Consider the following 19,676-nt stretch of genomic DNA (forward strand, 5'->3'; position numbering starts at 1 on the left):
GAATTATTTACCGCTGGTCTGTTTTTTATGTTCGTCGAGGAAGGCTTTCATCTCTTTCGGCCCCTGATAACCCGGCACAACGTAGCCATCGTTCAGGACAATCGCCGGCGTACCGTTAACGCCAAACTGCACACCCAGCGCGTAGTGATCCGCGATATTGATATCGCAGCTGGCAGGCTGTGCGCCTTTGCCGTTCATTGCGTCATCGAACGCTTTGTTGCGATCTTTCGCGCACCAGATGGCTTTCATATCCTGCTCGGCCTGGCTCTGAATGCCCTGACGCGGGAAAGCGAGGTAGCGCACGGTGATACCCAGCGCGTTGTAGTCGCTCATTTCTTCATGCAGCTTGTGGCAGTAGCCGCAGGTGATATCGGTAAAGACGGTAATCACGTGCTGCTCTTTTGGCGCTTTGTAGACAATCATCTCTTTTTCCAGCGCGTTCAGGTGGGTCATCAGCAACTGGTTGGTCACGTTGACCGGCTGCGCGCCGCTGACGTCATACATCGGTCCCTGAATAATGTGTTTGCCATCTTCAGTCACGTAAAGCACGCCGCTGTTGGTCAGCACGGTTTTCATGCCCGCCACCGGCGCATTCTGGATATCCGTACTCTGAACGCCCAGTTTAGCCAGCGATTGTTTAATCGCCGCATCATCCGCGTGGGTGGTGGCGGAAAATGCCGCCGCCAGCAGGGTAAACATCACTAAACCTTTTTTCATGAACTCGTCCTTTGTAGTCAGCATCACGCGCGTGGGTGGTGCTGTTGATGTAGTTGTCGCAGTCGCTCTGTCGCCACATGCGTATAAATTTGTGTTGTCGATAAATCACTATGACCTAACAGCATCTGCACCACACGCAAATCTGCGCCGTGGTTGAGCAAATGGGTGGCAAATGCGTGGCGTAACACGTGCGGGGAGAGCTTTTCACTGTCGATACCCGCCAGTTGAGCATAGTGTTTGATGCGATGCCAGAACGTCTGGCGCGTCATTTGTTGCGCGCGCTGGCTGGGGAACAGAACGTCTATCGATACCCCGTTGAGCAGCCACGGGCGACCATGTTCCAGATACGTTTCCACCCAATATACCGCTTCTTCCCCCAGCGGGACGAGGCGTTCTTTGTTGCCTTTACCAATGACGCGCACCACGCCCTGACGCAGGCTGATATCGCTCATCGTCAGCCCGACCAGCTCAGAGACGCGTAGGCCGGTGGCATAGAGTACCTCAAGCATCGCTTTATCGCGCAGTTCCAGCGGAATATCGGTCACTGGCGACTGCAACAGCCGGTCAACCTGCGCTTCACTTAAATCCTTCGGTAAACGCTGCGGCAGCTTCGGTGATGCCAGCAAAGCACTGGGGTCATCTGAACGCACTTTCTCGCGATAAAGATGCTGGAAGAAGCGACGCATCGCGCTTAACAGACGCGCCGAACTGGTGGCTTTATACCCACCCTGCTGGCGTTCCGCGAGCAAATTCTGCAAATCATCATGCTGCACGGTATCAAGCGTCAGGCCACGATGCGCCAGCCATTCAACCACCATGGTGAGATCGCGACGATAGGCGCTCAGCGTGTTTTCGGCAAGATTACGCTCCAGCCACAGCGCATCGAGAAATTGTTCGATTCGTGCGAGATCCTGTTCCACGTTCTCCCCTTTGCCTGTTTCATCGGCACCATTATGCCTGAATTGATGTCTCTTCTGGTACACTGGCCGCATAGTCACTGCAAGAATCGAGACCTTTACGTTATGAACATCGGCCTTTTTTATGGTTCCAGTACCTGCTACACCGAGATGGCAGCGGAGAAAATTCGCGACATCATTGGCCCGGAACTGGTGACGCTGCACAATGTGAAAGATGACGCGCCGGCTTTAATGGAGCAGTACGATGTGCTGATCCTCGGTATCCCGACCTGGGATTTCGGTGAGATTCAGGAAGACTGGGAAGCCATCTGGGAACAGCTGGATACGCTGAATCTTGAGGGCAAAATTGTTGCGCTCTATGGCATGGGCGATCAGTTAGGTTACGGCGAATGGTTCCTGGACGCGCTCGGCATGCTGCACGATAAACTGGCGACCAAAGGCGTGAAATTTGTCGGCTACTGGCCGACCGAAGGCTATGAATTCACCAGCCCGAAACCGGTCATCGCCGACGGTCAACTGTTTGTCGGCCTCGCACTCGACGAAACCAACCAGTACGACCTGAGCGATGAACGCATTCAGAACTGGTGTGAACAAATTCTTGGCGAGATGGCCGAACAGTTCTCTTAATGCTTACTCGGCGCGGGCTGCTGCATCACGATACGCCGCAGGTCGCGCCACTCTTCGGCATCCATACTGTCTGCTGCAATCCATAAATGCTGACGACGACGGCTTGCCAGCCTGCGTAAGCGCAGCATCATGCCTGAGTTCAGTACCCACGGTTGCCCGAGGATCTCCCACTCCTGATCGCGCCAGCGAAGGCGCGAGTCCATCAACAGTTTAATTTCCCCCTGATGGCTGTTGATCCGCCGCTGACTGCGCACGCAGTCAAAAACCACCAGCGACAGCAGCAACAACCACAGCGGGGTGTAGCTTAACGGCCAGGGCATCAGCAAGATGAATGCCGCCACCAGGCCATGGAGCAGTAAAGAGAGCCATTGTGAGCGCCAGGAGACGCGTAAATCAGATTGCCACAGGACCACGTTCCCGATTCCGAGTCTGAATTAAATGCACCATGCGCTGAAGTTCAGCATCCGCCGGCTTACCGTGATTCATCAGCCAGTTGAATAAATCTGGATCGTCGCACTCCAGCAGACGAATAAAAATCGCTTTGTCGCCGTCGCTCAGTGAATCGTACTCATGCTCGAAAAACGGCATGATGGAGATATCGAGTTCACGCATACCGCGACGGCATGCCCAGTGGATACGGGCTTTATTATTGATGTCCATAATTTCCTTCCAGCATAACGATGTCATTAGTTTAACGTGTTTTTTGCACTTACTTTACAGCAATCTCGTTAATCGCGGGCAACATTCAGAAAAACCACGCAAACTAAATGGATTTCCAGATTGTCTGCGTACCTTATCGCAAACCGCGCGTCAGGGCACGAATCGGCTGTTGAAAGCGCTTGCATTGATGACCATCTCTTTTACCATGAGTTATCTACCCGTGCGTTAAGCAATTCAGGACATCACTATGGCTTTTACACCTTTTCCTCCTCGTCAGCCTTCCGCTTCTGCGCGTTTACCGCTGACGCTTATGACACTTGATGACTGGGCGCTGGCGACCCTTACCGGTGCCGACAGTGAAAAGTATCTGCAAGGCCAGGTTACCGCCGATGTCGCGGAACTGAGCGCCAATCAGCATCTGCTAGCGGCCCATTGCGATGCCAAAGGCAAGATGTGGAGCAACCTGCGCCTGTTTCGCCGTAACGAGGGTTTCGCCTGGATCGAACGCCGCAGCCTGCGCGACGCGCAGTTAACGCAACTGAAAAAGTACGCGGTGTTCTCCAAAGTGGTTATCGAGCCGAACGATACGCTGGTGCTGCTTGGTGTAGCGGGCTTCCAGGCGCGTGCGGCGCTGGCAAATCTGTTTACCACATTGCCGGATGCCGAAAACCCGCTGGTGCAGGAAGGCGAAACCTCACTGCTGTGGTTTGCCTACCCGGACGAGCGCTTCCTGCTTGTCACCGACGAAGCCACCGCCACCCGCGTCACCGACGCCCTGCGTGGCGAAGCACAGCTCAACAACAGCCAGCAGTGGCTGGCGCTGAATATTGAAGCGGGTTTGCCGGTTATCGATGAAGCCAACAGCGGGCAGTTCATTCCGCAGGCTACCAACATTCAGGCACTGGGCGGCATCAGCTTTAAGAAAGGCTGTTACACCGGGCAAGAGATGGTAGCACGCGCCAAATTCCGTGGGGCCAACAAACGTGCGTTGTGGTCACTGGCGGGAACGGCCAGCCGCGTACCTGATGCCGGGGAAGACCTGGAACTGAAGATGGGCGAGAACTGGCGCCGTACCGGTACCGTTTTAGCGGCAGTACAGCTTGATGATGGCCGTCTGCTGGTTCAGGCGGTGATGAATAACGATATGGAACCGGACAGCATCTTCCGCGTGCGTGACGATGCCAATACCTTAAGCATTGAGCCGCTGCCGTATTCGCTGGAAGAGTAAGGATGCCAGTGCCGGATGCGGCTTCGCCAAATCCGGCCTACGACAGGCATGATGCAGTTTGCAGGCCGGATAAGCGAAGCGCCATCCGGCAATCAATTACGCCTGCCCAACATAAAGATAAATCGCCAGGAAGTGGCAAACGCTGCCGCCCAGCACAAAACCGTGCCAGATAGCGTGATTATAGGGAATACGCTTACAGACGTAGAAAATGACGCCCAGCGAATACACTACCCCACCCACAGCCAGCAGCGTCACACCGCCAATCGCCAGCTTAATCGCCAGTTGATACACCACGATCAGCGACAACCAGCCCATCGTCAGATAGGTGACCAGCGACAACACTTTGAAGCGGTGCGCGATGGTGAGCTTAAACAAGATCCCCAGCAGCGCCAGGCTCCAGATAACTATCATCAACCCGCGCGCCAGCGGGGAATTGAGGCCCACCAGCAAAAATGGCGTATAGGTCCCCGCAATCAGCAAATAGATAGCGCAGTGGTCAAATTTCTTCAGCCAGATTTTGGCCCGCTGATGTGGGATCGCGTGGTACAGCGTCGAGGCGAGAAACAGCAAAATCATGCTGCCGCCATAAAGGCTATAGCTGGTGATGGCCATTGCGCTGGCGTTGGTATCCACCGCCTGCACCAGCAGCAGAACCAGCCCCACAATACCAAATACAAAACCCACTCCATGGCTGATGCTGTTGGCAACTTCCTCTGCCAACGAGTAACCCTGTTTAATGAGCGGTTTCTGATCCATTACGTACTCCGGGTGAACAACACAATCTGTTAAACGCCCCTAGCGTAACTGAGAATGATTCCAGTGAACACCTGTTCGCTAAAATAAAAAGATGTATAATTATAAATAACTAAAAATCATATATTTATAAAAATCATTCACCTCACACTTGTTCATTATTTTCGTGCAGGCATTTGAACTCAATCACGTGATACACCGTTTGGCCGGGATAAATATCGGTAATTACCCGGCGCAGTTCGGCAAGCGTCATGTTTTCCTGCTGCGCGTGCCACTCCGTTAACGTATCAAGCGTAATGCGCGAGGTGGCCAGCACTTCGATGGTGCAGAAGTAACCATCATCTTCATAACGCCCGACGCGTAAAATATCTCCGGCCTTAAAATGAGACTCCGCATCGTCACGCAGGGTAATCGTTTTCCGCCCTGCCAGAATATCGTCCTGAAAGCGGCGAAAAAAAGTGATGTCGTTGGGCTGCATGGTACTATTCCTTTAAGGTCTATGAATTATACGAGTATCGCCACCGTGAGCATGTTTACCCACACCGCCGTTGCCAGCCTCAATAATCTTGAGATGATGGTCTATCACTACGTTATCAAAAACCGCGACAAAGTGATGTACATGACCATTCGCGAACTGGCCGATGCGGCGGGCGTCTCCACCACCACCGTGATGCGTTTCTGTCGCAAGCTCAACTGCGACGGCTACTCTGAATTTCGTGTACGTTTTAAATTGTATCTGGAACAAAACGAGCCGCAACAGGCTAATTTCGGTGCCAGTGAAATAATTGGCTTTTTTAAAAGCGTCAACAATGACGAGTTTGATAAATTACTCGATGATGCCGTCGATATTATATTATCTTCGGAACGAATTATTTTCGTCGGCGCGGGCACGTCAGGCTCGCTGGCGAAATATGGCGCACGCTTTTTCTCGAATATCGGTAAATTCAGTAATCACATTGATGACCCCTATTTCCCGGTAACCAACGACATGGCGAAAAACGCGCTGGCAATTGTGTTATCTGTTTCCGGAGAAACAGAGGAGATCCTGCGCTTTGCCAGCCAGTTCAGCTTGCATCGCTGCAAGGTGATGTCCATAACCAGCCACGAACACTCCCGTCTGGCAAAGCTCGCCGACTTTAATCTCTCCTGGCATTTCCCTCAAACGCGTATTGGTGGCGTTTATGATATTACGACGCAGATCCCGGTAGTTTATATTCTGGAATCGTTGGGCCGTAAACTGGCGAAGAAATTAGCATAAAAATACAGGGTGTTTTTTCGATGTAACATATAACACGGAGCAACATTTGTTATATCGTGACTTTTCGAAGCCCTTTGTTAGACTCACTTTAATTGCATTAACGAGTGAGTAGAGCAACAATGAAAAAACTGACCTTACCGAAAGATTTTTTATGGGGCGGCGCGGTCGCGGCGCATCAGGTTGAAGGCGGCTGGAATAAAGGCGGCAAAGGCCCTAGCATTTGCGACGTACTGACCGGCGGCGCACACGGCGTACCACGCGAAATCACTCAGGAAGTGGTACCCGGGAAATACTACCCAAACCACGAAGCCATCGACTTCCACGGTCATTACAAAGAAGACATTAAACTGTTTGCGGAGATGGGCTTCAAATGTTTCCGTACTTCTATCGCCTGGACACGAATCTTCCCGAAAGGCGACGAAACGCAGCCGAATGAAGAAGGCTTAAAATTCTACGATGACATGTTCGATGAACTGCTGAAATACAACATCGAACCGGTTATCACCCTCTCCCACTTTGAAATGCCGCTGCATCTGGTACAGGAATATGGCGGCTGGACCAACCGCAAAGTCGTTGATTTCTTTGTTCGTTTCTCTGAGGTTGTTTTCGAGCGCTACAAGCACAAGGTCAAATACTGGATGACCTTCAACGAAATCAACAACCAGCGCAACTGGCGCGCGCCGCTGTTCGGTTACTGCTGCTCCGGCGTGGTTTACACCGAGCATGAAAACCCGGAAGAGACAATGTATCAGGTGCTGCATCATCAGTTCGTTGCCAGCGCATTGGCGGTGAAAGCGGCACGTCGCATCAACCCGGAAATGAAAGTCGGCTGCATGCTGGCGATGGTGGCGCTCTATCCGTTCTCCTGCAAACCGGAAGACGTGATGTTCGCTCAGGAATCAATGCGCGAGCGTTATGTCTTTACCGACGTCCAGTTGCGCGGTTATTACCCATCCTACGTTCTGAACGAGTGGGACCGGCGTGGCTTTAACATCAAGATGGAAGACGGCGACGAAGCGATTCTGCGCGAAGGTACCTGTGATTATCTTGGCTTCAGCTACTACATGACCAACGCGGTTAAAGCAGAAGGCGGCAGCGGCGATGCCATTTCCGGCTTCGAGGGCAGCGTGCCAAACCCGCACGTGAAGGCCTCCGACTGGGGCTGGCAAATTGACCCGGTTGGCTTGCGTTATTCGCTGTGTGAGCTGTATGAGCGTTACCAGAAACCGTTATTTATTGTCGAAAACGGCTTCGGCGCGTACGACAAAGTGGAAGAAGACGGCAGCATCAACGATGACTATCGCATCGACTACCTGCGCGCGCACGTCAAAGAGATGATGAAAGCGGTGACCTACGATGGCGTGGATTTAATGGGCTACACGCCGTGGGGCTGCATCGATTGTGTTTCGTTCACCACCGGTCAGTACAGCAAGCGCTACGGTTTCATTTACGTCAACAAACACGACGACGGTACCGGTGATATGTCGCGCTCACGCAAGAAAAGTTTTGCATGGTACAAAGCGGTGATTGCCAGCAACGGCGAGACGCTTTAAATACGGCCCCCCTCACCCTGCCCTCTCCCGCAGGGAGAGGGTAAAAACCCGCGCACATAGGTAACCCGGCGCGATCGATTCCCTCTCCCTGCGGGAGAGGGTTAGGGTGAGGGGAAACAAAAAACCTCACTTCCCGCCCGCACGTTGTAGGTCGGGTAAGGCGCAGCCGCCACCCGACAACAAACTACTTCCCGCCCGCCAGCTCGAGAAAACTCCCTGTCACATATGACGCTTTCTCGCTCAACAGCCAGACAATCGCCTGCGCGACCTCTTCCGGCTGACCACCACGCTGCATCGGCAACACCGATTTCACCCGCTCAACCCGTCCCGGCTCGCCGCCGTCGGCGTGCATTTCAGTGTAGATAAATCCAGGCCTCACGCCGTTTACCCGAATCCCCTGTGCGGCGACTTCCAGCGCCAGCCCGGTGGTTAAGGTATCCACCGCCCCTTTCGACGCCGCATAGTCCACATACTCGCCCGGTGCGCCCAATCGCGCTGCCGCAGAAGAGACATTAACAATTGCCCCACCCACACCACCGTGCTGATGCGCCATCCGTTTTACCGCTTCGCGACAGCAGAGGAAATATCCTGTCACGTTGGTCGCCAGCACGCGGTTGATGCGATCTGCCGTGAGCGACTCCACGCGGCTTTGCTGAAACAGAATACCCGCGTTATTCACCAGCGCCACCAGCGGCTGATTGTGCTTTTCTATGGCCTCAAACATCGCCACTACCTGCGATTCATCGCTGATGTCAGCTCGTAAGGCGAAAGCCTCGCCACCGGCTTCGGTTATCTCGCGTACCACATCGGCTGCCGCCTGCACGTTATGCCGATAGTTGACGGCAACGCTGTACCCTTCCTGCGCCAGTTGCAACGCAGTAGCCCTGCCAATTCCCCGACTCGCGCCGGTTACCAGTGCAATGCCCATAACTGTCTCCTGTAAAAAAGGGCGCCGAAGCGCCCTTAACAGCATAGCTGAATAGCTTACTGGTATTCGCTCATCGGCACGCAGGAGCAAAACAGGTTACGGTCGCCATAGACGTCATCCAGACGTTTCACGGTCGGCCAGTATTTGTTCTCCACGCCTGCCGGGAAGACCGCCACTTCACGGCTGTAACCGTGGTTCCACTCAGAGACCAGCTCGTTCTGCGTGTGCGGGGCGTTCACCAGCGGGTTATCTTCCAGCGTCCACTCACCCGCTTTGACACGGTCGATTTCCGCACGAATGGCAAGCATCGCATCGATAAAGCGGTCCAGCTCAACTTTGCTTTCCGATTCCGTCGGTTCAACCATCAGCGTACCCGCAACCGGGAAGGACATGGTTGGCGCATGGAAACCGTAGTCGATCAGACGCTTGGCGATATCCAGTTCGCTGATGCCGGTTTCTTCTTTCAGCGGACGAATATCAAGAATACATTCGTGCGCTACATGACCTTCACGACCGGTATACAGCACCGGGAAAGCGTCTTTCAGACGGCTGGCGATATAGTTCGCATTCAGGATTGCCACCTGGCTTGCCTGCTTCAGCCCTTCCGCACCCATCATGCGGATGTACATCCAGCTGATTGGCAGAATAGAAGCGCTGCCGAAGGGTGCCGCTGAAACCGCGCCCTGACGGGTCAGCATGCCTTCAATCTGCACCACGCTGTGGCCTGGAACGAACGGCGCCAGATGCGCTTTCACGCCGATCGGCCCCATACCCGGGCCGCCGCCGCCGTGCGGAATGCAGAAGGTTTTGTGCAGGTTAAGGTGCGAAACATCCGCGCCGATAAAGCCCGGCGAGGTTATCCCGACCTGTGCGTTCATGTTTGCGCCATCAAGGTAAACCTGACCGCCGAACTGATGCACAATTTCACATACTTCGCGGATCGTCTCTTCATACACGCCGTGCGTGGACGGGTAGGTCACCATGATGCAGGAGAGGCTCTCGCCGTGCTGCTCGGCTTTCGCACGCAGATCGGCCAGGTCGATGTTGCCCTGTTTATCACAGGCAACCACGACAACCTGCATTCCCGCCATCTGTGCGGAAGCCGGGTTAGTACCGTGCGCGGAAGCCGGGATCAGACACACATCGCGATGGCCTTCATTGCGGCTTTCGTGATAATGGCGAATCGCCAGCAGGCCCGCGTATTCGCCCTGCGCGCCGGAGTTCGGCTGCATGCAAACCGCATCGTAACCGGTCAGTTTCACCAGCCAGTCAGAAAGCTGACCGATCATCTGATGATATCCTTCCGCCTGTTCTGCCGGACAGAACGGGTGCAGTTCAGCAAATTCAGGCCAGGTGATCGGGATCATCTCGGCGGCCGCATTCAGTTTCATGGTACAGGAACCCAGCGGGATCATCGCCTGATTCAGCGCCAGATCTTTACGCTCCAGCGAGTGCATATAGCGCATCATCTCGGTTTCGCTGTGATAGCGGTTAAAGACCGGATGCGTCAGGATCGCGTCATCACGCAGCATCGCCGCCGGAATCGAACGGCTATCGAGCGCCACGTCTTTATCCAGCGTGTCGATATTCAGGCCGTGGTTGTCACCGAGGATCACACTGAACAACTTCAGTACATCGTCACGCGTGGTGGTTTCGTCAAGCGTAATACCTACCGCGTTGTGGATGTCGCTGCGCAGGTTGATTTCTGCCGCTTCGGCACGCGCCAGCACGCTGGCTTTGTCCGCCACTTCGACACACAGGGTGTCGAAAAAGTGTGTAAAGCGCAGTTTCTGCCCTTTCTGCTGCAGGCCGATCGCCAGGATATCGGTCAGGCGATGAATACGATTGGCGATACGTTTCAGGCCAACCGGGCCGTGGAAAACGGCATACAGGCTGGCAATGTTGGCCAGCAGAACCTGAGAAGTACAAATATTGGAGTTCGCTTTCTCGCGGCGAATATGCTGCTCGCGGGTCTGCATCGCCATGCGCAGCGCGGTATTACCCGCCGCATCTTTCGATACGCCAATAATACGGCCCGGCATGGAGCGTTTAAATTCATCTTTCGCGGCAAAGAACGCCGCGTGCGGGCCGCCGTAGCCCATCGGAACGCCGAAGCGTTGGGCTGAGCCGAAAACAATGTCTGCGCCCTGTTTACCCGGTGCGGTTAACAGCACCAGCGCCATAAAATCAGCGGCAACGCTTACCACAACTTTGCGGGATTTCAGTTCAGCGATCAGCGACGTGTAATCGTGGACTTCACCGGTAGTGCCCACTTGCTGCAACAGCACACCGAAAACGTCCTGGTGATCCAGCGCTTTGCTGGCATCATCAACAATGACATCAAAACCAAAGGTTTCTGCACGGGTGCGTACCACATCCAGCGTCTGCGGGTGAACGTCAGCCGCCACAAAGAAACGATTCGCGTTTTTCAGTTTGCTGACGCGTTTTGCCATCGCCATCGCTTCGGCGGCGGCAGTGGCTTCGTCCAGCAGAGAAGCGGAGGCGATATCGAGACCGGTCAGATCCAGCGTCACCTGCTGGAAGTTCAGCAGTGACTCAAGACGGCCCTGGGAAACTTCCGGCTGATAAGGGGTGTACGCGGTGTACCAGCCCGGGTTTTCCAGCATATTGCGCTGGATAACCGGCGGTAACTGGACGCCGGTGTAGCCCATGCCAATATAAGACTTAAAGCGCTTGTTACGTCCGGCAATCGCTTTCAGCTCCGCCAGTGCGGCGAATTCTGTCGTCGCGTCGCCCACCTGCGGTGGGGTGGCAAGCTGGATATCTTTCGGCACGATTTGAGAAATCAGTGCAGTTAATGAATCCGCGCCAACCGTTTTCAGCATTTCCTGCTGTTGCTGAGCGTCCGGCCCGATGTGACGTTCGATAAAAGCATCACGGTTTTCAAGCTGGCTTAAAGTCTGTGTCATGAGCGATGGTTCCTGAAACGTGCGGTGATTTTAGAATGCCCTCTCCCCTGGAGAGAGGGTTAGGGTAAGGAGCACATTGGCACCCTCACCCCGGCCCTCTCCCTGAGGGAGAGGGAGAAAAACGGTTACTCGTCTTCTAGCAGTGCTGCGTAGGCTGTCGCATCCAGCAGCGCGGCAACTTCCGCTTCATCGCTGGCTTTGATTTTGAAGATCCAGCCGCCCGCGTACGGTTCGCTGTTGACCAGCTCCGGCGAGTCGCTCAGTTCATCATTAACCGCAACAATTTCACCACTGATTGGCGCGTAGATGTCAGACGCCGCTTTAACGGATTCTGCGACTGCGCAGTCATCGCCTGCGGCAACTGTCGCGCCGACGTCAGGCAGGTCAACAAACACCATATCGCCCAGTAATTCCTGTGCGTGTTCGGTGATGCCCACGGTGTAAGAGCCATCGGCTTCTTTACGCAGCCATTCGTGTTCTTTGCTGTATTTCAGTTCTGCGGGTACGTTGCTCATCAAAAAGTCTCCAGAAAAGGGGGAATTACGCGACGGCCTTACCGTTACGCACAAAAACAGGTTTCGTTACTTTTACCGGCATTTCACGGTTGCGGATCTGGACGATCGCGGTTTCGCCAATGCCCGCTGGCACGCGAGCCAGCGCAATACTGTGACCGAGCGTCGGGGAGAATGTCCCGCTGGTGATCACGCCTTCCTGCGCATTGCCGTGGGCGTCGGTGAAACGCACCGGCAGTTCACCGCGCAGTACACCTTTTTCGGTCATCACCAGGCCAACCAGTTGCTCGGTACCTTTTTCACGCTGCATCTCCAGCGCTTCGCGACCGATAAAGTCGCGCTCGGCAGGTTCCCAGGCAATCGTCCAGCCCATGTTGGCCGCCAGCGGAGAGATACCTTCATCCATCTCCTGACCGTATAAATTCATCCCGGCTTCCAGGCGCAGCGTATCGCGCGCGCCCAGACCACACGGTTTTACACCCGCTTCAACCAGCGCGCGCCAAAAATCGGCGGATTTCTCGCGCGGCATCGCAATTTCGTATCCCGCTTCACCGGTATAGCCGGTGGTGGCCACGAACAAATCGCCCGTCTGTACGCCAAAGAACGGCTTCATGCCCTCAACGGCCCGACGCTGTTCATCGCTAAACAGGGTTTCGGCTTTGGCTTTGGCATTTGGCCCCTGAACTGCAATGAGCGACAGGTCGTCACGAACGGTGATTTCAATGGCAAACGGTTCAGCGTGTTGGGTGATCCAGGAGAGGTCTTTTTCGCGGGTGGCGGAGTTTACGACTAGGCGGAAATAATCTTCGGTGAGGTAGTAGACGATGAGGTCGTCAATCACGCCGCCCGAGGCATTTAGCATGCCGCTGTAAAGCGCTTTGCCGGGTTTCGTCAGTTTGGCAACGTCGTTTGCCAGCAGATAGCGCAGAAACTCGCGGGTGCGGCTGCCGTGCAGGTCGACGATGGTCATGTGCGACACATCAAACATCCCGGCGTCGGTGCGCACCGCATGGTGCTCATCAATTTGCGAGCCGTAATGTAGCGGCATCATCCAGCCGTGGAAATCCACCATTCGCGCGCCGCACTGCACGTGTTGATCATACAAAGGCGTTTGTTGTGCCATCTTGTCCTCGTTGAGTAAGCAAAGCCAACCACATTCCATTAGAAAAATCTGGCGTCGACAGCGCGAACAGGCTCCGACGCAAACGTTCTCTTTTGCCTGAACTTACCACCGAAATCGGCGGTAAACCATAAGCAAAAGCGGGTCATCAGATTAGCTTATGGTCAAAATCAGCCAAAAAGCTTACAGAGTTATTCGCTATAAAAATGCGAATAGAGCCACATATAATTAACATTCGTGCATGAGCGTTTAGCATAAAACCATATTTAGTGCGGAAAACGAGGCGTGTTTTTCGTTACCTCAAAAACACTGAATTAGAAAAACTAATGCGAAAAAAGGCGTGAAATTAGAATATTTCAAACGAGAGGGCGGTTCTCCCGGCAGCGCGCCGGGAGAAGAAGTGTGACGCAGTTAACGAAGCCACTCTGGAAGGTCATTCAGACCCATTGCCTGGCGGATTAACTGTGGTTTAACACCCGGTAATGTATCGGCGAGTTTCAGGCCAATATCGCGCAGCAGCTTTTTCGCCGGATTTTCACCCGCGAAGAGTTCGCGGAAACCCTGCATGCCGGCCAGCATCATCGCCGCACTGTGTTTACGACTACGCTCATAGCGGCGCAGATAGAAATGCTGACCGATATCTTTGCCCTGCGCGTGCAGACGGCGAACTTCATCAATCAGTTCAGCCGCATCCATAAAGCCCAGGTTAACGCCCTGACCCGCCAACGGATGAATGGTATGCGCCGCATCGCCGACTAACGCCAGACGGTGCGCGGCGAACTGACGCGCGTAACGCCCGGTCAACGGATAAACCTGACGCTCACTTTCAAGCGTGCATAAACCAAGACGATTATCAAAAGCGATGTTCAGCGCTTTGTTAAATGCGTGTTCATCTGCCTGCTGCATCCGCTCAGCCTCCTGCGGCGACAGCGACCAGACGATTGAGCAAAGATGGGGGTCAGAAAGCGGCAGGAAGGCCAGAATGCCTTCACCATGGAATGCCTGTCGGGCGATGGCATCATGCGGTTCGGCGGTGCGAATGGTCGCCACCAGCGCGTGATGTTTGTAATCCCAGAAGGTTAAGGGGATATCGGCTTTATTACGCAGCCAGGAGTTTGCGCCATCGGCCCCCACAACCAGACGCGCCGTCAGCATTGCGCCATCTTTCAGCGTCAGAAACGCGTCGTTCTCGCCCCACGCAACCTGCTGAAGTTCAGCGGGAGCCATTAAGCTAATATCCTGGCAACGCTGCGCTTTTTCCCACAGCGCGTTGTGGATCACTGCGTTCTCAACGATATGGCCGAGATGACTGTAGCCCAGGCTTTTATCATCAAAGGCGATACGTCCGAAGCTGTCTTTATCCCACACTTCCATGCCGTGATAGCGGCTGGCGCGATGAGCAAGAATGGCGGACCACACATCCAGCTTTGTGAGTAATCTTTCGCTACCGGCGTTAATTGCCGATACACGTAACGCCGGGGGCGCGTCCACGGCCAGCGGCTGGGGCAGTGCCTGTTCCAGCACCGCGACGCGAAGTCCGCTCCCCTGTAAACCACAGGCAACCGCCAGGCCCACCATTCCACCGCCAACGATAGCGACATCTACACTCTGCACATTGACTCCTTAACGGGCTACCCAGCCCAGCGTACGCTGCGCCAGCACATCGCGTGCCGGGGTGAATAATTCCATCGCCATTAAACCGACATTGCGCCCGACAACCAGCGGGGCCCAACGGTTGGCAAACAGATGCACTAAACCATCGGTCACACCGATCGTGGCGGCTTTATCGTCCGCCCGCTGACGTTGATAACGACACAGCAACCCATAGCTGCCGATATCCTGGCCTGCCTCATGGGCCTGCGCGAGCAATTCTGCCAGCGACATGACGTCACGCAGGCCAAGGTTAAAGCCCTGCCCGGCAATCGGATGCAGCGTTTGCGCCGCGTTACCGACCAGCGCCAGACGGTGCGATACCGCACGTGTCGCCGTGGTGAGAGACAACGGGTACGCATTGCGGGCGCCAGCGTGCGTGATGCGGCCTAAACGCCAACCAAAGGCCTGTTGAAGTTCATTGCAGAAACGTTCGTCCGACCAGCCCATCACCTCATCTCGATTTTCCAGCGCATGGCACCATACCAACGAACAGCGACCTTGTGACATTGGCAGCATCGCCAGCGGGCCATTCGCGGTGAAGCGTTCAAATGCGCGCCCCTGATGCGGAACGGCGGTGGTAACGTTGGCAATAACAGCAAGCTGTTGATACGGCTCTTGCTGCCAGCGAATACCGCACTGTTCACCCAGCGCCGAGCGTGAACCGTCGGCTGCAACGAGCATTTGTCCGTTGATCGTCTCGCCACTTTCAAGCGTGACGCTCACGGTATCCTGGGTGCGATTGACGCTGGCAACGCGCGCGGGGCAATGCAACGTTACGCCAGGCGCTTTGCGCAGCAGCGCGAAAAGACGTTGGCCGACATCATGCAGTTCCACCACGTTGCCAAGTGCTGGCAAACGATAATCTTCCGCTTCCAGCGTAACAAACCCGGCATGGCCGCGGTCGCTCACGTGAACGGTATGAATCGCCGTCGCACAACCCGATATCGCCTGCCAGATACCGACTTTCGCCAGTTGCTGGCACGTGCCTGCCGCCAGCGCAATCGCCCGGGCATCAAAGCCCGGATGTTGCAGGGAATCGACTTCCGCCGCTTCAATCAGATGCACAGGTAAACGCCCACCGGTCATCTGCGACACCGCCAGCGCAAGCGTCGCGCCGGTCATCCCACCGCCGACAATAATCAGGCTCATAGGCGACGCGCCGCCGCCATCAGCGCTTCAATATCATCCGCGCGTTTGACTACCGAGGCAGTCAGGTTTTCATTGCCGTCTGCGGTTATCAGAATGTCATCTTCAATACGAATACCGATGCCGCGATACTCGACCGGCACATCTGCATCCGGCGCGATGTACAGGCCCGGCTCGACGGTTAACACCATACCCGGTTCCAGCACACGCGAACGATCCACACCGTAAACGCCGACGTCATGCACATCCAGCCCCAGCCAGTGGCTCAGGCCGTGCATGAAGTACGGGCGATGGGCGTTTTCCGCGATCAGTTCATCGACTTCACCGTGCAGAATCCCCAGATCGCGCAGGCCGGTAATCATGATGCGCACCACTTCGCCGGTCACTTCCTGAATGGAGGTGCCTGGACGATAGAGTTTGAGCGAGGTTTCCAGCGATTCCAGCACGATGTCGTAAATGGCGCGCTGCGCCGGGGTAAACTTGCCGTTCACCGGGAAGGTACGGGTGATATCACCGGCGTAGCCTTTGTATTCGCAACCGGCGTCAATCAGCACCAGTTCGCCATCGCGCAGTTCAGATTCATTTTCGGTGTAGTGCAGAATGCAGCCGTTTTCGCCGCCACCCACAATGGTGTTGTAAGAGGGATAACGCGCGCCGTGGCGGGTAAACTCGTGCAGAATTTCCCCTTCAAGTTGATACTCGAACATGCCCGGCTGGCATTTTTCCATCGCGCGTGTATGAGCAAGCGCAGTAATTTCACCGGCGCGGCGCATCACGGCAATCTCTTCTTCCGATTTGAACAGCCGCATTTCGTGCACCAGCGGACGCCAGTCAATCACTGTGGACGGGGCCACCAGATTCTGGCGCGAACCTTTGCGCAGTTTGTCCATCGCGGTGAAGACGATTTCATCGGCCCAGGCGTATTCACCCTGCGCGTGATAAATCGTGTCCAGCCCATTGAGCAACTGGAACAGTTGCTGGTTGATTTCGCTGAAAGCCAGCGCGCGGTCAACGCCCAGTTTTGCCGGGGCCGCATCCTGCCCGAGGCGGCGGCCAAACCAGATCTCCGCCGTCAGGTCGCGAACACGGTTAAACAGCACGCTGTGATTATGAGTGTCATCGCTTTTAATCAGCACCAGCAAGGCTTCCGGCTCGTTAAAGCCTGTGAAGTACCAGAAATCGCTGCTCTGGCGATAGGGATACTCGGAATCCGCGCTGCGAGTCACTTCCGGCGCGGCAAAAATCAGCGCCGCGCTGCCTGGCTGCATTTGCGCCAGCAGTGCCTGACGGCGACGGAGAAACTCTTGCTGTGTCATGACATCTCCTTAATACGTAAAGTGCGGACGGTTTGTCGGATGGCGGCTACGCCTGTCCGACCTACGTTCGACTACATCACTTTGTAGGCCCGATAAGCGCAGCGCCATCGGGCAAAGCCGGCAGAGCGCACATTACCAGCCCCCTGAATATTTAGTGTAACGTTGGCTTTTGCACTTCCGGCGCAGTTGGCTGCGGGCGCGTGAAAGTATCGTGGCACAGCAGCGCCGCAACGCGCACGTACTCGATAATCTCCTCCAGCGACATCTCCAGCTCTTCCTGGTCTTCGTCTTCGTCGTAGCCCAGTTGTGCGATGTTACGCAGATCGTCAATCGCTTCCCCGGTTTCGCCTTTCACTTTATCCAGCTTCGGCTGAGACACGCCCAGCCCCAGCAGGTAGTGATTCACCCAGCCAGAGAGCGCATCAGCGCGTTCAAACACGCTGACATCGTCGCCTTCAGGCAGATAAAGCTGAAAAAGAAAACCGTCGTCTTCCAGCGAATCGCTGGTCACCGCATGCATGGTACGCAGCGCTTCAGCCAGCTCGTGGCCAAAGGCGAGCCCTTCGTTGGTGAGGTCGTGAAGCAGCGGCTGCCATGAGCTGTCGCTGTTCCCGCCACAGAGCATCCCGCTGATGAGGCCGTGCATTTCTGCAGGCGTCAGGCCAACCCCTTGTTGGTTCAGTAACTGGTTCACGTCGGTGTAACCAGGCATTTCGTTCTGTATAGACATGCGCATTCATCATCGTTGGGAGGAATATTCATGGTATGCTACCACTTTGGACCCTGGTGATACCAGAAAAGGGCTTGTATGTTCATACCAGGGTAGCTATAGTGTCGCCCCTTCGCATCCTGGGTGTGAAGGCCGCGCAGTCAATCAGCAGGAAGGTGGCATGTCTGCAGAACCCGTCGATATTCACATTTTTGGCCGTTCGCTTCGCGTGAATTGCCCGCCTGAACAAAGGGATGCTTTGAATCAGGCCGCGGACGATCTGAATCAGCGGTTGCAAGATCTGAAAGAACGCACTAGAGTCACAAATACTGAGCAGTTGGTCTTCATCGCCGCGTTGAACATCAGCTATGAATTAACTCAGGAAAAGTCCAAGACGCGCGACTACGCTTCCAGTATGGAGCAGCGCATTCGGATGCTTCAGCAGACCATTGAACAAGCATTGCTTGACCAGGGTCGCACCTCCGAAAAGTCAGGGCAAAACTTTGAATAACACTTTGCAGTTTACTGTGGTAGAGTGACTGTGAAGACAAAATTTCTCTGAGATGTTCGCAAGCGGGCCAGTCCCCTGAGCCGATATTTCATACCACAAGAATGTGGCGCTCCATGGTTGGTGAGCATGCTCGGCCCGTCCGAGAAGCCTTAAAACTGTGACGACACATTCACCTTGAACCAAGGGTTCAAGGGTTACAGCCTGCGGCGGCATCTCGGAGATTCCCCTTCTTTTACTACCAGCCCCTATGACACAACTTCCTGAACTCGCCCTCTCCCGACAAGACATCCGCAAGATGATTCGGCAACGGCGTCGCGCGCTCACAGAACAACAGCAAATCGATTTCGGCGAACAGGCCGCCACCCGCATGATGGCGTATCCGCCCATGGTGATGGCGCATACGGTGGCGCTGTTTTTGTCCTTTGATGGCGAGCTCGACACTCAACCGCTAATAGAACAACTCTGGCGCGCAGGTAAACGCGTCTATCTGCCAGTGCTTCATCCCTTCAGCCCTGGAAACCTGCTGTTTCTGCACTATCACCCACACAGCGAACTGGTGGTAAACCGTCTAAAAATCCACGAGCCGAAGCTGGACGTGCGCAATGTGCTACCGCTGGATAAACTGGATGTGCTAATCACGCCACTGGTCGCCTTTGATGAACAGGGGCAACGGCTGGGGATGGGCGGCGGGTTTTACGATCGCACGCTGCAAAACTGGCAACAACACGGCATCAGCCCGGTAGGCTACGCACACGATTGTCAATTGGTGGAACGACTGCCAGTTGAAGAGTGGGATATTCCGCTGCCAGCTGTAGTGACACCGTCAAAAACCTGGGAGTGGTAGGGCGAAGTTTCCCACTCCGCCCCGATTGACTTTGCTGATTCTTTGACCTAATTTAGTGAGTAAGGGTAAGGGAGGATTGCTCCTCCCTCTGGAACACTGTTTAGAAAGCTGGCGTGCTTATCATCAACAGAATAACCAGGATGATGACTAACTTCATCATAACCCTTCTCCTTTGAGCCCCTGCTTCGGTAGGGGCTTTCCCGTTTTAGCATCATGCTGCCCCTATCCTAATCTTTCCTGCACACGTAAAGATGCCGTCGCGCGGCTTTAGTTGCCTTTTACGACTCGCTTCGC

The 19,676-nt window shown here is 54.9% G+C and carries 21 protein-coding genes and 1 other RNA gene; 7 read left to right on the forward strand and 15 right to left on the reverse strand.

Annotated features, from left to right (window positions below; genetic code table 11):
- Positions 1 to 3 precede the first annotated feature (3 nt).
- Both dsbC and xerD read right to left on the reverse strand, forming a co-directional pair.
- Positions 4 to 717: a bifunctional protein-disulfide isomerase/oxidoreductase DsbC gene (dsbC, locus tag NMC31_RS10045; protein ID WP_253897829.1), complete on the reverse strand. Its 714-nt coding sequence runs from the start codon at positions 715 to 717 to the stop codon at positions 4 to 6.
- A gap of 23 nt (positions 718 to 740) precedes the next feature.
- Entirely contained in the window at positions 741 to 1,637 is an 897-nt protein-coding gene (gene xerD, locus NMC31_RS10050; protein ID WP_253897830.1) for a site-specific tyrosine recombinase XerD, read from the reverse strand.
- Positions 1,638 to 1,739: 102 nt separating this feature from the next.
- Between xerD and fldB the strand changes: the two genes are divergently transcribed.
- Entirely contained in the window at positions 1,740 to 2,261 is a 522-nt protein-coding gene (fldB, locus tag NMC31_RS10055) for a flavodoxin FldB (protein ID WP_231826316.1), read from the forward strand.
- Here the strand turns inward: fldB and NMC31_RS10060 are convergent.
- Positions 2,258 to 2,674, reverse strand: coding sequence for a protein YgfX (locus NMC31_RS10060; RefSeq protein WP_149463301.1), 417 nt, complete (start codon positions 2,672 to 2,674; stop codon positions 2,258 to 2,260). The genes fldB and NMC31_RS10060 overlap by 4 nt on opposite strands.
- Positions 2,655 to 2,921, reverse strand: a complete 267-nt coding sequence (sdhE, locus tag NMC31_RS10065) for an FAD assembly factor SdhE (protein ID WP_149463300.1) — start codon at positions 2,919 to 2,921, stop codon at positions 2,655 to 2,657. Before sdhE ends, NMC31_RS10060 begins: the two co-directional genes overlap by 20 nt.
- Before the next feature lie 247 nt (positions 2,922 to 3,168).
- Between sdhE and ygfZ the strand changes: the two genes are divergently transcribed.
- Complete coding sequence (gene ygfZ / locus NMC31_RS10070) at positions 3,169 to 4,149, forward strand: tRNA-modifying protein YgfZ (protein ID WP_253897831.1); 981 nt, start codon at positions 3,169 to 3,171, stop codon at positions 4,147 to 4,149.
- A 96-nt stretch (positions 4,150 to 4,245) separates the two neighbouring features.
- On the opposite strand, the gene trhA is transcribed toward ygfZ, so the two are convergent.
- Positions 4,246 to 4,905: a PAQR family membrane homeostasis protein TrhA gene (gene trhA / locus NMC31_RS10075; RefSeq protein WP_149463298.1), complete on the reverse strand. Its 660-nt coding sequence runs from the start codon at positions 4,903 to 4,905 to the stop codon at positions 4,246 to 4,248.
- A 142-nt stretch (positions 4,906 to 5,047) separates the two neighbouring features.
- Positions 5,048 to 5,380: a N(4)-acetylcytidine aminohydrolase gene (gene yqfB, locus NMC31_RS10080; RefSeq protein ID WP_149463297.1), complete on the reverse strand. Its 333-nt coding sequence runs from the start codon at positions 5,378 to 5,380 to the stop codon at positions 5,048 to 5,050.
- Between the two features lie 51 nt (positions 5,381 to 5,431).
- Here yqfB and NMC31_RS10085 point away from each other — a divergent pair, with 51 nt between their 5' ends.
- Positions 5,432 to 6,160, forward strand: a complete 729-nt coding sequence (locus NMC31_RS10085; RefSeq protein ID WP_149463454.1) for a MurR/RpiR family transcriptional regulator — start codon at positions 5,432 to 5,434, stop codon at positions 6,158 to 6,160.
- Positions 6,161 to 6,279: 119 nt separating this feature from the next.
- On the forward strand, positions 6,280 to 7,713 hold the full coding sequence (gene bglA / locus NMC31_RS10090) for a 6-phospho-beta-glucosidase BglA (RefSeq protein ID WP_253897832.1): 1,434 nt from the start codon (positions 6,280 to 6,282) through the stop codon (positions 7,711 to 7,713).
- A 184-nt stretch (positions 7,714 to 7,897) separates the two neighbouring features.
- Here the strand turns inward: bglA and NMC31_RS10095 are convergent, their stop codons facing one another.
- From NMC31_RS10095 to NMC31_RS10130, 8 genes are all read right to left on the reverse strand, one after another.
- Positions 7,898 to 8,641: an SDR family oxidoreductase gene (locus NMC31_RS10095; protein WP_253897833.1), complete on the reverse strand. Its 744-nt coding sequence runs from the start codon at positions 8,639 to 8,641 to the stop codon at positions 7,898 to 7,900.
- Positions 8,642 to 8,697: 56 nt separating this feature from the next.
- Entirely contained in the window at positions 8,698 to 11,571 is a 2,874-nt protein-coding gene (gcvP, locus tag NMC31_RS10100) for an aminomethyl-transferring glycine dehydrogenase (protein ID WP_253897834.1), read from the reverse strand.
- Positions 11,572 to 11,696: 125 nt separating this feature from the next.
- Entirely contained in the window at positions 11,697 to 12,086 is a 390-nt protein-coding gene (gene gcvH, locus NMC31_RS10105; RefSeq protein ID WP_108475859.1) for a glycine cleavage system protein GcvH, read from the reverse strand.
- Between the two features lie 25 nt (positions 12,087 to 12,111).
- Positions 12,112 to 13,206, reverse strand: a complete 1,095-nt coding sequence (gcvT, locus tag NMC31_RS10110; protein WP_253897835.1) for a glycine cleavage system aminomethyltransferase GcvT — start codon at positions 13,204 to 13,206, stop codon at positions 12,112 to 12,114.
- A 408-nt stretch (positions 13,207 to 13,614) separates the two neighbouring features.
- On the reverse strand, positions 13,615 to 14,817 hold the full coding sequence (ubiI, locus tag NMC31_RS10115; RefSeq protein WP_253897836.1) for an FAD-dependent 2-octaprenylphenol hydroxylase: 1,203 nt from the start codon (positions 14,815 to 14,817) through the stop codon (positions 13,615 to 13,617).
- A 9-nt stretch (positions 14,818 to 14,826) separates the two neighbouring features.
- Positions 14,827 to 16,005 (reverse strand): 2-octaprenyl-6-methoxyphenyl hydroxylase, encoded by a 1,179-nt coding sequence (gene ubiH, locus NMC31_RS10120; RefSeq protein WP_253897837.1) that lies wholly within the window; start codon positions 16,003 to 16,005, stop codon positions 14,827 to 14,829.
- Positions 16,002 to 17,318 carry a Xaa-Pro aminopeptidase gene (gene pepP / locus NMC31_RS10125; protein WP_253897838.1) on the reverse strand — a complete coding sequence of 439 codons (1,317 nt, stop codon included), beginning with the start codon at positions 17,316 to 17,318 and terminating at the stop codon, positions 16,002 to 16,004. The genes ubiH and pepP overlap by 4 nt, the downstream gene beginning before the upstream one ends.
- Positions 17,319 to 17,469: 151 nt before the next feature.
- Complete coding sequence (locus tag NMC31_RS10130; protein WP_149463289.1) at positions 17,470 to 18,048, reverse strand: YecA/YgfB family protein; 579 nt, start codon at positions 18,046 to 18,048, stop codon at positions 17,470 to 17,472.
- Between the two features lie 160 nt (positions 18,049 to 18,208).
- Between NMC31_RS10130 and zapA the strand changes: the two genes are divergently transcribed.
- The 3 genes from zapA (at position 18,209) to NMC31_RS10145 (ending at position 19,382) form a co-directional block, all read left to right on the forward strand.
- A complete protein-coding gene (zapA, locus tag NMC31_RS10135; RefSeq protein WP_015963113.1) occupies positions 18,209 to 18,538 on the forward strand; it encodes a cell division protein ZapA in 330 nt (109 codons plus the stop codon).
- Between the two features lie 41 nt (positions 18,539 to 18,579).
- Positions 18,580 to 18,763: non-coding RNA, 6S RNA (ssrS, locus tag NMC31_RS10140), on the forward strand.
- A gap of 22 nt (positions 18,764 to 18,785) precedes the next feature.
- The gene (locus tag NMC31_RS10145; RefSeq protein WP_253897839.1) at positions 18,786 to 19,382 is read left to right on the forward strand and encodes a 5-formyltetrahydrofolate cyclo-ligase; all 597 of its coding nucleotides are present in this window, start codon (positions 18,786 to 18,788) and stop codon (positions 19,380 to 19,382) included.
- Positions 19,383 to 19,482: 100 nt separating this feature from the next.
- Here the strand turns inward: NMC31_RS10145 and NMC31_RS26175 are convergent, their stop codons facing one another.
- Positions 19,483 to 19,542 carry a type I toxin-antitoxin system Ibs family toxin gene (locus tag NMC31_RS26175; RefSeq protein ID WP_149463453.1) on the reverse strand — a complete coding sequence of 20 codons (60 nt, stop codon included), beginning with the start codon at positions 19,540 to 19,542 and terminating at the stop codon, positions 19,483 to 19,485.
- Positions 19,543 to 19,676: the final 134 nt, after the last annotated feature.

The organism is Pseudocitrobacter vendiensis (genome assembly GCF_943590815.1).
Taxonomy (GTDB): Bacteria; Pseudomonadota; Gammaproteobacteria; order Enterobacterales; family Enterobacteriaceae; genus Pseudocitrobacter; species Pseudocitrobacter vendiensis.

Bases quoted from the DNA above. Each gene is read 5' to 3' on its own strand.
- dsbC (WP_253897829.1), bottom strand. From the start codon at position 717: ATGAAAAAAGGTTTAGTGATGTTTACCCTGCTGGCGGCGGCATTTTCC.
- fldB (WP_231826316.1), top strand. From the start codon at position 1,740: ATGAACATCGGCCTTTTTTATGGTTCCAGTACCTGCTACACCGAGATG.
- sdhE (WP_149463300.1), bottom strand. From the start codon at position 2,921: ATGGACATCAATAATAAAGCCCGTATCCACTGGGCATGCCGTCGCGGT.
- ygfZ (WP_253897831.1), top strand. From the start codon at position 3,169: ATGGCTTTTACACCTTTTCCTCCTCGTCAGCCTTCCGCTTCTGCGCGT.
- trhA (WP_149463298.1), bottom strand. From the start codon at position 4,905: ATGGATCAGAAACCGCTCATTAAACAGGGTTACTCGTTGGCAGAGGAA.
- yqfB (WP_149463297.1), bottom strand. From the start codon at position 5,380: ATGCAGCCCAACGACATCACTTTTTTTCGCCGCTTTCAGGACGATATT.
- NMC31_RS10085 (WP_149463454.1), top strand. From the start codon at position 5,432: ATGTTTACCCACACCGCCGTTGCCAGCCTCAATAATCTTGAGATGATG.
- bglA (WP_253897832.1), top strand. From the start codon at position 6,280: ATGAAAAAACTGACCTTACCGAAAGATTTTTTATGGGGCGGCGCGGTC.
- NMC31_RS10095 (WP_253897833.1), bottom strand. From the start codon at position 8,641: ATGGGCATTGCACTGGTAACCGGCGCGAGTCGGGGAATTGGCAGGGCT.
- gcvP (WP_253897834.1), bottom strand. From the start codon at position 11,571: ATGACACAGACTTTAAGCCAGCTTGAAAACCGTGATGCTTTTATCGAA.
- gcvH (WP_108475859.1), bottom strand. From the start codon at position 12,086: ATGAGCAACGTACCCGCAGAACTGAAATACAGCAAAGAACACGAATGG.
- gcvT (WP_253897835.1), bottom strand. From the start codon at position 13,206: ATGGCACAACAAACGCCTTTGTATGATCAACACGTGCAGTGCGGCGCG.
- ubiH (WP_253897837.1), bottom strand. From the start codon at position 16,005: ATGAGCCTGATTATTGTCGGCGGTGGGATGACCGGCGCGACGCTTGCG.
- pepP (WP_253897838.1), bottom strand. From the start codon at position 17,318: ATGACACAGCAAGAGTTTCTCCGTCGCCGTCAGGCACTGCTGGCGCAA.
- NMC31_RS10130 (WP_149463289.1), bottom strand. From the start codon at position 18,048: ATGTCTATACAGAACGAAATGCCTGGTTACACCGACGTGAACCAGTTA.
- zapA (WP_015963113.1), top strand. From the start codon at position 18,209: ATGTCTGCAGAACCCGTCGATATTCACATTTTTGGCCGTTCGCTTCGC.
- NMC31_RS10145 (WP_253897839.1), top strand. From the start codon at position 18,786: ATGACACAACTTCCTGAACTCGCCCTCTCCCGACAAGACATCCGCAAG.